Genomic DNA, 15,089 nt, shown 5'->3' with positions numbered 1-15,089 from the left:
GCGGCAACGCGACGAAAGAACAAGCCTGCTTGAAAAGAAAAGTGGAGCCGAAGGGGATCGAACCCTCGACCTCTAGAGTGCGATTCTAGCGCTCTCCCAGCTGAGCTACGGCCCCACACGCGGGAGGAAACAACGGCGAGTCACGTACCGGATTTGTCCGGGGCCTGCAAGCGTGGGTTGACCTGCCGATGGCGACGCGCTTTGGTGCAGCGCTATGAGCGAAGAACATCTCGACGCGTTCCGCACCGAACTGCGCAACTGGCTGGCTGCCAACATGTCGGAGGATCTCCGGCCCGAACGCGCCGCGCAATTTCCAGAAGCGGAGCGGGTGCCGCGTCTGCGCGCATGGCAGAAGAAACTCGCCGACGCGCGGTGGGTCGGTATCACCTGGCCGGTGGAATACGGCGGCCGCGCGGCGTCGATTTCGGAGCAGATCGTCTACACCCAGGAGATGGCGCGTGCGGGCGCGCCGCAATTGGTCGGCAGCCTCGGCATCGGCATCGCCGGTCCGCCACTGATCGCGTACGGCAACGACGAACAGAAGCGCCGCTTCGCCCACCGCATCCTCACCGCCGATGATCTCTGGTGCTTCGGCTTTTCCGAGCCGGGCGCCGGCTCCGATCTCGCCTCGTTGCGGACGACCGCGATCCTCGATGGCGATCACTTCATCGTCAATGGTCAGAAGGTGTGGACCACGCTGGCGCAGCATGCGGACTGGTGCATGTTGCTCTGTCGCTCCGATCCCGATGCCAAACGCCGCAATGGCCTCTCGTGTCTGCTCGTCGACATGAAGAGCCCCGGCATCACCGTGCGCCCGTTGCGCCAAATGGGCGGGCAAGCCGAGTTCAACGAAATGTTCTTCGAAGAGGTGCGAGTGCCGCGCGAGAATCTACTCGGCGAGCTGCACCACGGCTGGCAGATCGCCACCGCGGCGCTACAAAACGAGCGCGGCATTCTCTACGTGGTCGAGATGCAGATTCTGCTCGCCCGCGCGCGCGATCAGTTGGTGAAGCTGGCCCGCGACCGGGGAGCGACGACGGATCCGATCAAGCGGCAGGCGCTCGCTGATGTCTATCTCGGGGTCGAAACGTTCCGCAGCACGTGTCAGCGCACGCTCGACAAGTTGCTGCGCATGGGCATGCCGGGACCGGAAGCGTCGATCATCAAGTTGCATTGGACCGAGTTGACGCAGGCGATGCCCCGCATCGGCATGTCCATCCTGGGAGTCGACGGGTTGCGCTACGAGACGTTGGAACCGGGTGAGGAAATCAATCCGGCGGAGTGGGTGCAGGCGAGTTTTCTGATGTCGCCCGCCGCCAGCATTGCCTCAGGCACCTCGGAGATTATGCGTGGCATCATCGCCATGCAGGTGCTGGGCTTGCCGCGAGGAACGTGACGAATTCGGAATGGCGAATGCGGAGTGCGGAATCCGGATTCCCGTTCCAAATTCCGCATTCCGCACTCCGCATTCCGATCAGGCGTGGCGTAGACGGCGTTCTTCGGCTTCCTGCGCGTTCTTGCAATCGATGCAGAGCGTGGTGACGGGGCGGGCCTTGAGACGGGCGACGCTGATCGGCTCGCTACACGATTCGCACAAGCCGTAACTGCCGTCGCCGATGCGCTCCAGCGCTTCGTCGATCTTGCTGAGCAGCTTGCGCTCGCGGTCACGGATGCGCAGGGTGGCGTTGCGGTCCGACTCGAGTGCGGCGCGATCGGTCGGGTCGGGAAAGCTGTCCTTTCCGTCGGTCATGCCACCGACGGTCCGTTCCGCTTCATCCAACAATTCTTGACGGCGCTCCGTGAGGAGCTTCTCGAATCCTTTGAGCTGCCGTTGCTTCACGGCGTTCCTCCACAACTGAACGTGGGACGCTACCACCCGACCTGTTGACTGTAAAGCATGATTTCCAGCGATGACTTCCCACGACGCACTCACGCGCTCGCGCGTTGTGCGGTCGCGTCGCGCGTGAGCCGCGCCGCCTCGGTGCGCGCCCATCGGTCGGCGGCGAGCAGCGTGGCGAGATCGCTGGCGGCCATCACCGGGTGGCGATCGAGCACGGTCGTGAGCGTCCGCGGGATGTCGAGGAACGGGATCGCGTCGTGCAGGAACGAGTCGACCAACACTTCATTGGCCGCGTTGAGCACAGCCGGCGCGGTGCCTCCGGCGCGCAGTGCGCGATAGGCGAGGGCCAGGCACGGGAAGCGATCGAGATCGGGCGCTTCAAAGGTCAAGCTCGCCGCGCGTGGTAAATCGAGTGCGGGCAGGTGCGTAAGCGGCAAGCGATCGGGATAGGCGAGGATGTACGAGATCGGAATCGCCATGTCGGATACCCCGAGCTGCGCGATCACCGAGCCGTCGATGTACTCGACCATCGAGTGGACGATGCTTTGCGGATGGATCACCACATCGATTTGTTCGGGCGGGAGACCGAACAACCAGTGGGCCTCGATCACCTCGAGGCCCTTGTTCATCAGCGTCGCCGAATCGATGGTGATCTTGTTGCCCATCTTCCAGGTCGGATGCTGCAACGCCTGCTCGCGCGTGACCGCGTGCAGCTGCGCACGCGAGTGCGTGCGAAACGGCCCGCCAGAGGCGGTCAGTACCAGTCGCTTTACCTCGCTGAATTCATGCCCGCGTAGCGCTTGGAAGATCGCATTGTGTTCGCTGTCGAGGGGGAAGAGCCGCACGCCCGCTTCGCGGGCCGCGCGGGTGACCGGCTCGCCGGCGACCACGAGCACTTCCTTGTTCGCCAGCGCGACGTCTTTGCCCGCAGCAATGCCGGCCATAGTTGGACCAAGGCCGAGTGCGCCGACCAACGCCGACACCAGCAACTCGGCGCCGGGCGCAGTGGCGACACGGTCGAGTCCGTCCGGACCGACCAGCAGCGCGCCGCGGAAACCGGGCAACGCCGCGCGCAGCGCGCGCGCGCCGTCATCGTCCGCCACCGCGACGATGCGGGGCTCGAACCGGCGCACTTGCTCGACCAGCCGCTCGACGTTTTTACCCGCCGCCAGCGCCTCGATGCGAAAGCGATCCGGAAAGCGAGCCACCAGATCGAGCGTCGTGACGCCAATCGAGCCAGTGGAGCCGAGGAGTGCGAGCCGCTTCATGAACGTGACGACCTTAGCACAAGTTCCCAGGCGCAACGCCAGCGTTAAACCGTGAATCGGCGGCGGGACACAGGTTCATCGACTTCAGACCTTCCGCTCACGAGTCACGAAATCACGCCTCACGAGTCACGACTCACGACGATCAGTCCTCGCTGCGGAAGAAATCCAACGTCGCGGCGGCGGGCTCGGCGCTGGGCGGCGCCTCGTCGGCGACGAGTTGGGCGACCGCGGCTTGCGGGGCGCCTGGCTCAGTGCCTTTGTGAAAACATTCGAGCAACGCGCCCTCGCCGTAGCGCACCCGTTGCCCGCTATGGGCGTTGATCGGCACGCAGCTCAGGCCGTCAGGTACCTGGAAATCGAGGATCGGCTGGCCTTCGAGCGCGCGCTGCATGAAGCGCGTCCAAATCGGCGCGGCGACGCGGCCACCGGTTTCCTTCGAACCGATGGTGCGCTTTTCGTCGAAGCCGACCCATACGCCAGCCAACAGTTGTGGGGTGTAGCCAATGAACCACGCATCCATGAAGTCGTTGGTCGTGCCGGTTTTTCCCGCCGCCGGCCGTTGCAGTTCCTGCGCCTTCTTGCCGGTGCCGCGGCGGATCACGTCCTCCAGCATGCTGGTGATCTGGTAGGCGGTTTCGGGCGAGATCACCTGGCGCAGTTGCGGCGTCCGATCTTCCAGCACATTGCCTTGGGCGTCGGTGATCTTCTGGATGAAGATCGGCTCGGGGCGCTGGCCGCGGTTGGCGAACACGGCGTAGGTGGTCGCGAGATCGAGCAACGTAACTTCCGCCGAGCCCAGCGCGACGGAGAGATTGGGCTCGAGCGTGGCGTTGAGACCGAGCTGATGGAGGTAGCTGATCAGATACTTGACGCCGATGTTCACGGTGATCTTCACGGTAACGATGTTGCGGGAGAAGGTCAGCGCGTCGCGCAGCGACGTTGGGCCGAAGAATTTGTTCTCGTAATTGTGCGGCGACCAGACGTGGTTGTTGTCGGCGAACGAGATCGGCCCGTCGACGACGATCGACGCCGGCGTGTAGTTGTGATCGAGCGCGGCGGCGTAGACCAGCGGCTTGAACGCCGAACCCGGCTGCCGCGCGGCTTGCACGACCCGATTGAACTGGCTGCGTTCCCAATCGTAGCCGCCGACCATGGCCTTCACCGCCCCGGTGGTCGGTTCGAGCGCGACCAGTGCGCCTTCGATCAACGGACTCTGATCGAGCATGAACTGATAGTCGGTGCCTTTGCCGGGTGCGGCGACTTGGACGCGGATCACGTCGCCGATGCTCAGCGAACGCAAGACCGGTGCGTTGTGCCCGTCAGTAGGCGTGGTCTGTACCGGGCCCCGGAAGATGCCGATCCGCACGCGCACAATGCCGTTGCGGGTATCGGTCACCACCGCCTCGTACGGCCGCGTGCGCAGCAGCGGCGCTTCGCCGAGGCTCTGCGACTGCTGTTTGGTGAACGTCGCGGCCTCGGTTGGATCGAGGTGGCGCAGCGCGCCTTGGTAGTGCTCGCGCGCATCGAGTTCGCGTATGCCATCGCGCAGCGCATTCTCGGCCGCGGTTTGCATGGCGACGTTGGCGTTGGTGTAGACCTTGAGGCCGAGTTCGTAGGGCGCGGTTTCGCCGTAGCGTTCTTCCAACAGTCGGCGCACGTGCTCGACGTAGTCGGGGGCATGGATGAAGTTGCCATGCCGCGGAGCGAGCGCCAGCGGCGCGCGGCGGGCCGCGTCGCGTTCCTCGACAGTGATGAAGCCGGCCGCGGCCATGCGATCGAGCACGTAGCGCTGGCGCGCTTTGGCGTGCGACCAGTGCCGGAATGGCGAGTAGCGGCTCGGTGCTTGGGGCAACCCCGCCAGCAGCGCCGCCTCGGCAAGGCTCAGCTCGTCGAGCGGCTTGGCGTAGTACTCGCGCGCCGCCGCCGCCACGCCGTACGCGCCGCTGCCGAGGTAGATGTGGTTCAGATAGAGATAGAGAATTTCGTCTTTGCTGAGCTGCCGTTCCAGCCGGACGGCCAGCAACATCTCGCGCAGTTTGCGCGTGTAGCTCTTCTGCGGCGTCAGCAGCAGCGACTTCACCACCTGCTGGGTGATGGTGCTGCCGCCCTGCACTTTGGCGCCTGAGGCGAGGTTGTTGAACAGCGCGCGGCCAATGCTGACCACGTCGACGCCTTTGTGGTGGTAGAAGCCGTCGTCCTCTGCGGCGATGAAGGCGTTGCGGACCATCGCCGGGATCTGGTCGATCGGGGTCAGGTAGCGCCGCTCGATGTACAGTTCGCCAATCAACGTGCCGTCGTCGGCAAATACTTGGGTGGCGACCGGCGCGTGGTAGTCCGTCATGCGGTCGACCGGCGGCAGCGTCGAGCTGATCTCCCAGTACACCAGCGCGACGGCGAGGCCGCCCCCGATGACGCCAAGGATCGCGACGGTGACAAACAGGTTGCGCCAGAAACGCACGAAGCGCGCCAGCACTCCACGCTTCGTTCGAGGGCGAGTCATGATCGTGAGCAAACGATATCGGCGCCAGTCGGAGGGGTCAAGCGCGAGCGGCTTTGCATACGAAATGGAGCACCTTGCCCCACTCGTCATTCCGGCTTTCGCCGGCATGGCGGCCGCACTGCTGCGGGCTGCTGTGCAAAGGCAGCGCGAGGGGCGAACTGCGGCGGTTTGCGCGAACGCCGGTTCGGTGTAGGAAGAAGCCGATGGCACTGCTCGACGGCAAGAAGGCGGTCATCCTCGGCGTCGCGAACGATCACAGCATCGCGTGGGCGATCGCGCAGGCGTTTGCGCGCGAGGGGGCGGAGTTGGCGCTGACCTATGCCGGCGAGGCGATCGAGAAGCGGGTGCGCCCGCTGGCCGCCTCGCTCGGGGTCGAGACGGTGTTGCCGTGCGATGTCACCAGCGATGAGCAGATCGGTGCGGCGTTCGATGTGCTCGGGACGCAGTGGGGCGGCCTCGACATCGTCGTGCACGCGGTCGCGTTCGCCCAGCGAGACGATTTGAAGGGACGCTTCATCGAAACCTCACGCGACGGTTTTCGCCTTGCGCTCGACGTCAGCGCCTACTCGTTGGTGGCGATTGCCCGCGCCGCCGAGCCACTGCTGGCGAGGCACCATGGCTCGATGCTCACGCTGAGTTACTTCGGCGCCGAGAAAGTCGTCGCTGGCTACAACGTGATGGGCGTCGCCAAAGCCGCGCTGGAAGCCTGCGTGCGCTACCTGGCGTGGGATCTCGGCGCGACCGGAGTGCGCGTGAACGCGATCTCTGCCGGACCCATTCGGACCCTGTCGGCCGCCGGTATCGCGGGGTTTCGGACGATGCTGCACCACCACGAGGAACGCGCGCCGCTACACCGCAACGTGTCGGCCGATGAGGTAGCGCGCGCAGCGTTATTCCTGTGCAGCGACCTCGGTGTGGGGGTAACCGGTGAAGTGACGCATGTTGACGCCGGCTACAATATCGTCGGCATGTAGCGCGCGCTTCACGGGCACGTCGCTGGAGTGCTAATGCTGACTCGGGTGTAACAACGTGTCACAGGACCACGCTAGTCTGGAGCGACGCAGTCGAGCCACCCCCACGCGGGTGCGGCAGTACGGCGTTGTCGCAATCGCCACCGCGCTCGGGCTTGGGTCGAAGCTGCTGCTCGCGCCGCTGGTGACCCCGGACTCCTTTGTCACCATCTTTGCGGCGGTGCTGGTCAGCGCGGCCTATGGCGGACTGGGGCCGGGGCTGCTGGCCACTGCGCTGTCGATGCTGGTGGACGCCTACTGCTTCCGGTCGCTGTCGGACCCGCAAACTCTCGCTCGCATCATTCTCTTCCTCGCAACCGGCTCACTGGTGAGTTGGGGAGCCGAGACTGTGCGGGCGGCCTACCAACGTCTTGAAGAAGCAGAGCGGCGCTATCGCCGCCTCTTCGATTCCGACCTACTCGGCATCCTCTTTTGGCACGCCGATGGGCGCATAACGGATGCCAACGAGCGGTTTCTCGATACGATCGGCTACACGCGTACCGAGCTGAACGACGGATCCCTGCGTTGGCCGAACATCACACCACCGGAGTACGCGCATCTGGATGCGCGCGGGCTCGCCGAGGTCCACGCCAGCGGCGGTGCCAGGCCATACGAGAAGGAATTTGTTCGCCCGGATGGCCATCGTGTACCTGTCATTGTCGGCGGCCGGTCATTCAACGAAGGCGGAGACGAAGGCGTTGCCTTCGTACTCGATATCACCGCACTGAAGCGCACCGAAGATGCGTTGCGGCGCAGCGAGGCGCGCTTCCGTCGCTTGTTCGATGCGAACACTGTCGGGGTTCTCTTCTGGGACGCCGACGGCGGGATTCCCGAGGCCAACGACGCGTTCCTGCAGATGGTCGGCTACACGCGCGACGACTTGGCGGCAGGCCGCGTGCGCTGGAAGGGCATGACCCCGCCGGAATACGCGCACCTCGACGTGCGCGGTCTGGAGCAGATCGCGGCGACGGGTGTGTGCGACACGTTCGAGAAGGAATACATTCACAAGGACGGCCACCGCGTCCCAATCGCGACCAGCGGCGCCTCGCTTGACGCCAGCGGTCGCACGGGCGTGTCGTTCGTCTTCGATCTGAGCGAACGCAAGCGCATTGAGGAGGCGTTGGCCGCGGCCAATCAGCAGCTCGAGTTGCGCGTTGCCGAGCGAACCACAGCGCTGGAATCCGCGAACCAGCAACTGCAAGGCGAGCTGCAGGAGCGCACCCGTGCCCAAGATTTCCTGCGCGCCGAGCGCGACTTTGTGGCGGGGATTCTCGACACCATCGACGCGTTCGTGGTCGTCTGCGATCTCGAGGGGCGCATCATCCGCCGCAGCTTGGCCTGCGATGCGGCGGACGGTCGCACCTTCGAGCAAGTGCAAGGAAGACACATTCAGGAAACGGCGGAGACCGACGAGGAGGCGCGGCTGTCGCGCGCGCTGTTCGAGACGATTGTGCAGAGTGAGACGCCGACGCAATTCGAGTCCGACGTGACCCGCAACGGCCGTCGCTTTGCGGTCGCCTGGTCCAGTTGTGTGTTGCGCGATGCCGGGATCGTGGTCAGTGCGGGCATCGACATCACCCAGCGCAAACTCGCGGAGGAGTCGCTCCGCACGAGCGAGGCTCGTTTCCAACGGGCTTTCGATGGCGCTTCGATCGGCATGGCGCTGGTCACGCTGGATGGACGGGCCCTCCAGATCAATCGTGCCCTGTGCGACATGCTCGGGTACAGCGAAGAGGAACTCCTGCCCAAGCTCGTGCGTGACCTGATGCATCCCGATGACTTCGAATCGGCGCAGGCTGATCTGCAGCGACTGTTGACGGGTGAAGTGGCTAGCTACCAAGCCGAGCGCCGCTACTTCCATAAGTCAGGCGAAGTTGTCTGGACGCAGATGAGCGTCTCGTTGGTGCGCGACCGTGACGGCGAACCGCTCCACACCGTATCGCAGTTGCAAGACATTACCGCCCGCAAGCACGCCGAATCGGCGCTCGCGGAAAGCAGGGAACGCTACCGTCAAGTTTCGGAGCTGACTTCCGACTACGCGTACGCGTTCCGCATCGAGCCGGACGGTCGAGTAGTCTTCGAGTGGTTCACGGGGGCGTTCTCGCGCATTACCGGATTTAGCGCGGAGGAAATCCGAGGCGTGCGTGGCATTGATGAACTGATCCATCCCGATGATCGGGGCATTGTGCTCGCTCGTGTGTCGCGGCTGCAAGCAGGGGAGCCAGATGTCAGCGAGTTCCGGATGCGGACGAAAGCGGGCGACTTCCGCTGGCTGCGCGACTACGCCCGGCCCGAGCGGGACGAGCGGAGTGGCGGACTGCGCATCGTCGGGGCCGCCCAAGACATCACCGACCGCAAACTCGCTGAGGCGGCGCAGCGAGCGAGCGAAGAGCGCTTTCAAAGTGCCTTCCTGCACGCCCCGGTTGGTATGGTGGTCTCTGATCTCGGTGAACGCCCCCTGCAAGTCAATCGCGCGTTGTGCGAGATGCTGGGCTATTCGGAGGCCGAACTCCTGGCCCAGCCCATTCGATCCACTACGCATCCCGCTGACTTGGTCGCCGCGGCCGAGCAGTTGCAGCAGTTGCGGGCCGGAACGATTCACGCGTACCAGGGCGAACGGCGGTACATCCATCGGCTCGGGCACGAGGTGTGGGCGGCGATCAGCGTGTCCTTGGTTCGCGACGCGAGTGGCCAGCCATTGCATATCGTCGCCCTGCTCCAAAATATCACCGAGCGTAAACGTATCGACCAAGCGCTCCGCCAGAGTGAAGAACGGTTCTCGAACGCGTTCGAGCATGCACCCATCGGCATGGCCATGGTTGGCCTCGATGGCCGATCCATTCGGATCAATCGCGCGATGTGTCAGATGCTCGGATACAGCGAGGATGAGCTCATCCGCCTCCCGGTGTGGGAGGTCACGCATCCTGAGGACATGCTCGACACTATCGAGCATCTGCGCCGGCTGGTTGAGGGGAAAATCGATTCCTGGCAGCTCGAACGGCGATATTTTCACCAACGCGGTCACACGGTCTGGGGATGGTCGACGAGTTCGCTGGTGCGTGCGCCAGACGGTACCCCCCTCTACGTTATTTCGCAGGTCCAGGACATCACTGAGCGCCGCCGCGCCGAGGAAGCCCGCCGCGAGAGCGAGGAGCGCTTCGCGCTCGCCGTCGCCGGTGCCAACGATGGGTTGTGGGATTGGAATCTCGAGACCAACGAAACGTACCGGTCACCGCGATGGGCGGCCGTTATGGGCTTTCAGCCAGCTGAGGTCAGTGAAGTCGGTACTGGTTGGGACGACGTGGCGGCGCGACTGCATCCTGAGGATCGACAACAAGTTTCCGCCGCGGTCAACGCGCATCTGGCCGGGCTGTCTCCGGTGCTGGAATGCGAGTACCGCCTTCGTCACCAGGATGGGAGCTACCGCTGGGTGCTATCGCGCGGAGTCGCGATCCGCGACGCCAACGGCAAGCCGTATCGCATGGCGGGCTCGCTCACGGATGTCACGGCCCGCAAACGGTCGGAGGAGGACGCGCGCCAGCGCCAGGCCGAGTTGGCGCACGCGTTGCGCGTGAGCACACTCGGTGAGATGGCGGCCGGCTTGGCGCACGAACTCAATCAACCGCTGTCCGCCATTGTCAGCTACGCGCGCGGCTGCGTCCGCCGGCTGCAGACGGGCTCGGTGGAATTGGGAGACCTCGTGTACGTCATCGAACAAGTGGCGACCCAGGCGCTGCGGGCCGGGGAAGTTCTGCAGCGGCATCGGCAGTTCTTGCGCAGCGGCCCGCCGCAGCGCGAGTGGGTGCAATTGAACACGCTGGTGCGCGCTGGCGTTGGTTTTGCGCACACCGGCGTCCGAGAACACGCAACCCGGGTACGGCTCGATCTCGCTGATCTGCTTCCCCGTGTGCAGGTCGATAGTGTACAAATCGAACAAGTGGTCGTGAATTTGGTGCGCAACGCGCTCGACGCGATGCAAGGCAATGGCGGAGGTGAAATCTGGGTGCGCACGGCGCTGGGGCCGAATGGGATCGAGGTGGCCGTTCAGGACGCCGGTTGTGGCATGACGGCGGGCCTGTGCGAACGCGTCTTCGACGCCTTCTTTACCACCAAGCCCAATGGTTTGGGTATGGGGTTGTCGATCAGCCGCTCGATCATCGAGGCGCACGGTGGCCGCTTGTGGGCGATGGTCAACCCTGACCAGGGAACGACGTTTCGCTTCGTGCTGCCAGCGCCGTCTCTGCAAGTTCAATCCTGCGAGGCAGCGGAAACTTCGGCCGATGACAGATGAACCCAAAGTCTTTGTTGTCGACGACGATGCCGCGATGCGCGAGTCGCTGCAGTGGCTCATTCAATCGGTCGGTGTCGCGGTGGAGACCTTCGCCACCGCCGAAGAGTTTTTGGATGCATACGATCCGGGCCGTCCAGGCTGTCTGGTGCTTGACGTCCGCATGCCGGGCATGGGCGGGCTGAATCTGCAGCAGGAGTTGAATCGGCGCGAGATCGGGTTGCCGATTCGGATCGTCACCGGCTACGCCGAGGTGCCGATGGCGGTGCGGGCACTCAAAGCCGGCGCCTTCGACTTCATCGAAAAACCTTTCAGCGATCAGCTGCTGCTCGAACGCGTTCGGCAGGCGATCACGATCGATCGCGAAACCCGCCACGCGCGTGCGGTTCGCGCCGAAGCCGCACTGCGGGTGGCGCGCCTCACCCCGCGCGAGCGTGAGGTGATGGAGTTGGTGATCGTTGGCTACCCCAACAAGATTATCGCGGATCGGCTCGGTCTCAGTCCCAAGACCGTCGAAGTCCACCGCAGCCAAGTGATGCGGCGGCTTGAAGTCGATTCGCTCGCCGAGTTGGTTCGATTGGTGATCCTGGCGCAGGGGTCACCTGCGGCGGTGTGAGTCCGGGCTGTTCCCGAGGACTTAGGGGGAAACCCGGGGGGTGCCGCGGGTTATTCCTGAATTGCCCCACCCCGGGGATTCGATAACTTCACATACCGTGAGTTCCCAATTGCGGTTGCAAGTGGGGGAAACGCCTAGAGGCTCGGGAGCCTTGCGCCGCCCTGCGGCCGGCGTTCGGAGGGGGCGATGGTGGGTATGAACGAAGTAACGAAGGAAGTAACGAAGATCGATCTATCCCCGGCGACACGGGTCGACTTGGAGCGGGTTATCCACAGTGGCCCCTCCAACCTGGTGCGGCGCGTCCGGATCATCCTTGCCCGCGCCGAGGGCGAGTCGCTAGGGGCCATCGCGCGCGCGGTCGGGATGCACCGCGACAGTGTGCGGCGATGGGTGGTGCGGTTCCACAAGCGGGGGATGGAAGGCCTCAAGCACGGCAATGCCGGCAAGCCCAAGAACGTGGTGTTCGACGCGGCGACGCGCACCGAGATTGTCCGGCGGGCCGATCTAGATCCGCGGGCGCTCGGTGAACCGTACGCGATGTGGTCGCTCTACAAGTTGCGCGATCATCTCATCCGGCAGGGGATCGTCCGGACCATCAGCGTGGAATCGCTGCGGCTGCTGCTGCGGCCGGGCGCGGCGGTCCGTCAGCACTGGGTGCAAAGGCCGCGGGGGATTGGAGCCGTTACGCCCGAATTGCGGCGCGAATTGCTGGCGACGTTGCGTCACGCCGACGCGCCGCACGCGCAACGCGCGCGGGCACTGCTCGAACTCGCCGACGGGCGGACGATCGGTGAGGTTGCCCGCAACTTCCACATCGGCAAGAACAGCTTGCGGCGTTGGGTCGCGCACTTCCGACTCGGTGGTGCCATCGGGTTGGCTCCCACCCGATCGAGTGCGGGTCGCGCTAGTCCCCTCCGGATGGGTACCGCGGCGGGTACGCGCGCGGTTGACGTGGCCGCTACCGACGCGTCGAGCTTCGACCCACAACGGCGCGATCCGATGCGGCGCTCCGGATGATGGAGCGCTCAATGGGCAGCCACTCTGAAGAGGAACTCCCCGGCCGTTCCGATCTGCCGCTGCTTGGCTTTGTGTTGGGCACTGGAGTGAGCGTGCTGCTGTGGGCCGCTCTGGTGGCGATTGCCTTCTGGGCCGTGCTCCTTCGCTAGCGCGGCTCGCGCCAAACAAATCCTCCGTGGAGGCTCGCTTGCTCCACGCGCTCAGCTCAGGCAGACGGGTACGGTGTATCCCGTTCTCTTTCATCTCGGCCCCATTCCGGTGGAGAGCTTTTGGGTCATGCTCTTCCTTGGATTCTTTGTGGCTCTGCAAGTTGTCCGCGCAGAGTTCGCGCGCCTCGAGTACGATCCAGCGTGGGCCTACGACTTCATTCTGTACTCGTATGTTGGTGGCTTGATCGGGGCGCGACTGTTTCTGCTGACCAGCGCCTGGGACGTGTTCGTGCAGGATCCCTTCGAGTTCCTGTTCTCCGGCAGCGGCTGGGTGTGGCAGGGTGGGGTGATGGGTGGCGCGGCGGCGGTCTACTGGGGGTGTTGGCGCAAAGGGCTCTCGATCTTGGTTGCCGGGGACATCGCTGGCCCGGCGATGGCGATTGGGCAAGCAATCGGTCGCATCGGGTGTCAGCTCTCCGGTGATGGTGACTACGGCGTCCCGACCTCACTGCCGTGGGCAATGAGCTATCCGAACGGCACCGTCCCCACGACGGAACTTGTGCATCCGACGCCCGTGTACGAGATGTTCGTCTACACGGCGATATTCTTTGCGCTCTGGCGCTTGCGCACGCGGGGCTACCGGCCGGGAGTGATCCTCGGCCTGTACCTCATCACCACGGGGCTGGCGCGCTTCGGGGTGGAATTCGTGCGCATCAATCACATCATTGTGCACGTCGTTGCGGTGGGGCTCACGTTACCGCAGGTGCTCAGCGTCGCATCGTGTCTCGTCGGGTTGGCGTTGTGCGCGCGGCCCTGGACGGCACGTTCCCACTAGATGCATCCGGTTCTGCTCCGTGTCGGCGACTACGCGGTGCCGAGCTTCTGGGCGGCGGCGTTGGCAGGCTTCGTCTTCGGCTTGCTGGTGATCCGCGCCGAGCTGCGACGGCGCACGCTCGATGTACGGTTGGCCTACGACATCACGTTGTGGGCCTACGTCGGCGGCTGGGCGGGTGCACGGGTGTTCATGATTCCGACCGCGTGGAATCAATTCAGCGAGCATCCCCTGCGCTTTCTCACCGCGGCCAGCGGCTGGGTGTGGTACGGCGGCGTAATCGGCGGTGCCGGTGCCGTGCTCACTTGGGCGCGACGCTATCAACTTTCGTTGATGACCATCGCGGACGTGGTTGCCCCGGCGCTGGCCGTTGGCCTAGCGTTCGGGCGCCTCGGCTGCCAATTGGCGGGTGATGGCGACTACGGCGTCCCCACCGACTTGCCGTGGGGCATGAGCTATCCGGACGGCGTAGTGCCAACGGCTGAGCGAGTTCACCCGGCGCCGTTGTACGAGATGGCGGCGAGCGCCGCGCTGTTCGCCTGGCTGTGGCAGCGTGGACGGCATCATCCGCCCGCGGGCTCGCAGATCGGACGCTATCTGATCGCCACGGCGATCGCGCGCTTCGCGATCGAGTTCATTCGGCGCAACCCGGCCTGGCTGCTGGGTATGACGACGGCACAGTGGTTCAGCCTGGCGTCGTTGGCGCTCGGTACCCTCTTGGTGCGTCGAGCCCCACTGGCGGCACGGATCGCGGCAAGCCGATGAACGACACCTTGCTCCTCTTCGACATCGACGGCACGCTGATTCACGTCGCCGAGGAGATCGCCTACGTCCAAGCGTTCCGCGAGTTGTACGGCGCCGCTATCGACGCGAGTTGGCCGCCGAACGTGACGGCGAGCGATACCAGCTACATTGGGGCGGTGATTGCGCGCGCGCTCGGCCGTACCGCCACGGCGGAGGAGATTGCGCACGTAGTCACGCGCTTCGTCACCCACCTCGAACGCACGATCGTGACCGGCGTGGCCCCGGTGCGCCGGTTGGCGGGTGCCGCGGAGTTCGTCGCGGCCTGCGCGCAGACAGCGCCGGTGGCGATCGCGACCGGCTGCGTTGAGCCGTCGGCGCGAGTCAAGCTGCGCTATGCGGAATTGGAGCACCTTTTCCCGTGCGGCGGCTTTTCCACCAGCGAGACGCGCCGCGCCGACATCGTGCAGCGCGCCATCGCAGTGGCCGAGCGCCACTACGGGCGCCGCTTCGCGCCGGCGCACATCGTTAGCTTCGGCGACGGCGTGTGGGATGTCGAAGCCGCGCGCGAGTTGGGGCTGCGCTTCGTTGGGATCAACGAGAGTGAGCGCGGCCGGCAGCGGCTGGCGGCGGCCGGCGCCGAGGTCGTCGTGCGCGACTTCACCGATGCGGCGGCGATCTGGCGGATCATCAAAACGCCGAGCCAGCGTTAGCCCGAATGTGCCAGAACACTCACCGCCGAGGCCACGGAGATCGCAGAGACAGAGTCGCCACGAGAGCCTTCGCGGCACTTCAATCGCCTCTTTGGCGATGGACTCAGTTGAAGCC

The 15,089-nt window shown here is 64.9% G+C and carries 12 protein-coding genes and 1 tRNA gene; 9 read left to right on the top strand and 4 right to left on the bottom strand.

Going from position 1 to position 15,089, the window contains the following annotated elements; all coding sequences use genetic code 11:
- Positions 1-42: 42 nt before the first annotated feature.
- Positions 43-115, bottom strand: a tRNA-Ala gene (locus tag HYR72_12615).
- A 99-nt stretch (positions 116-214) separates the two neighbouring features.
- Between HYR72_12615 and HYR72_12610 the strand changes: the two genes are divergently transcribed.
- The gene (locus tag HYR72_12610) at positions 215-1,396 is read left to right on the top strand and encodes an acyl-CoA dehydrogenase family protein (protein ID MBI1815813.1); all 1,182 of its coding nucleotides are present in this window, start codon (positions 215-217) and stop codon (positions 1,394-1,396) included.
- A 78-nt stretch (positions 1,397-1,474) separates the two neighbouring features.
- Here HYR72_12610 and dksA read toward each other — a convergent pair whose 3' ends face one another.
- The 3 genes from dksA to HYR72_12595 form a co-directional block, all read right to left on the bottom strand.
- Positions 1,475-1,840: an RNA polymerase-binding protein DksA gene (gene dksA, locus HYR72_12605; protein MBI1815812.1), complete on the bottom strand. Its 366-nt coding sequence runs from the start codon at positions 1,838-1,840 to the stop codon at positions 1,475-1,477.
- 89 nt (positions 1,841-1,929) lie between these two features.
- Entirely contained in the window at positions 1,930-3,108 is a 1,179-nt protein-coding gene (locus HYR72_12600) for a 1-deoxy-D-xylulose-5-phosphate reductoisomerase (protein ID MBI1815811.1), read from the bottom strand.
- 142 nt (positions 3,109-3,250) lie between these two features.
- Complete coding sequence (locus HYR72_12595) at positions 3,251-5,608, bottom strand: PBP1A family penicillin-binding protein (GenBank protein ID MBI1815810.1); 2,358 nt, start codon at positions 5,606-5,608, stop codon at positions 3,251-3,253.
- A 203-nt stretch (positions 5,609-5,811) separates the two neighbouring features.
- On the opposite strand from HYR72_12595, the gene HYR72_12590 reads away from it, so the two are divergent.
- From HYR72_12590 to HYR72_12555, 8 genes are all read left to right on the top strand, one after another.
- On the top strand, positions 5,812-6,582 hold the full coding sequence (locus HYR72_12590; protein MBI1815809.1) for an enoyl-ACP reductase: 771 nt from the start codon (positions 5,812-5,814) through the stop codon (positions 6,580-6,582).
- Positions 6,583-6,637: 55 nt separating this feature from the next.
- Positions 6,638-10,909, top strand: a complete 4,272-nt coding sequence (locus HYR72_12585; protein ID MBI1815808.1) for a PAS domain S-box protein — start codon at positions 6,638-6,640, stop codon at positions 10,907-10,909.
- Entirely contained in the window at positions 10,899-11,522 is a 624-nt protein-coding gene (locus HYR72_12580) for a response regulator transcription factor (protein ID MBI1815807.1), read from the top strand. The genes HYR72_12585 and HYR72_12580 overlap by 11 nt, the downstream gene beginning before the upstream one ends.
- Positions 11,523-11,708: 186 nt before the next feature.
- Complete coding sequence (locus HYR72_12575; protein MBI1815806.1) at positions 11,709-12,539, top strand: helix-turn-helix domain-containing protein; 831 nt, start codon at positions 11,709-11,711, stop codon at positions 12,537-12,539.
- Between the two features lie 11 nt (positions 12,540-12,550).
- Complete coding sequence (locus HYR72_12570) at positions 12,551-12,688, top strand: hypothetical protein (protein ID MBI1815805.1); 138 nt, start codon at positions 12,551-12,553, stop codon at positions 12,686-12,688.
- Between the two features lie 73 nt (positions 12,689-12,761).
- Entirely contained in the window at positions 12,762-13,523 is a 762-nt protein-coding gene (locus HYR72_12565) for a prolipoprotein diacylglyceryl transferase (GenBank protein MBI1815804.1), read from the top strand.
- Complete coding sequence (locus HYR72_12560) at positions 13,524-14,285, top strand: prolipoprotein diacylglyceryl transferase (GenBank protein MBI1815803.1); 762 nt, start codon at positions 13,524-13,526, stop codon at positions 14,283-14,285.
- The gene (locus tag HYR72_12555) at positions 14,282-14,974 is read left to right on the top strand and encodes an HAD family hydrolase (protein MBI1815802.1); all 693 of its coding nucleotides are present in this window, start codon (positions 14,282-14,284) and stop codon (positions 14,972-14,974) included. Before HYR72_12560 ends, HYR72_12555 begins: the two co-directional genes overlap by 4 nt.
- The last annotated feature ends 115 nt before the right edge of the window (positions 14,975-15,089 follow it).

This window comes from Deltaproteobacteria bacterium, assembly GCA_016178705.1.
In the GTDB taxonomy this organism is placed as follows: domain Bacteria; phylum Desulfobacterota; class Binatia; order HRBIN30; family JACQVA1; genus JACOST01.
Note: the sequence above shows the minus strand (reverse complement) of the source record. Positions and strands in the feature narration are given on the sequence as shown.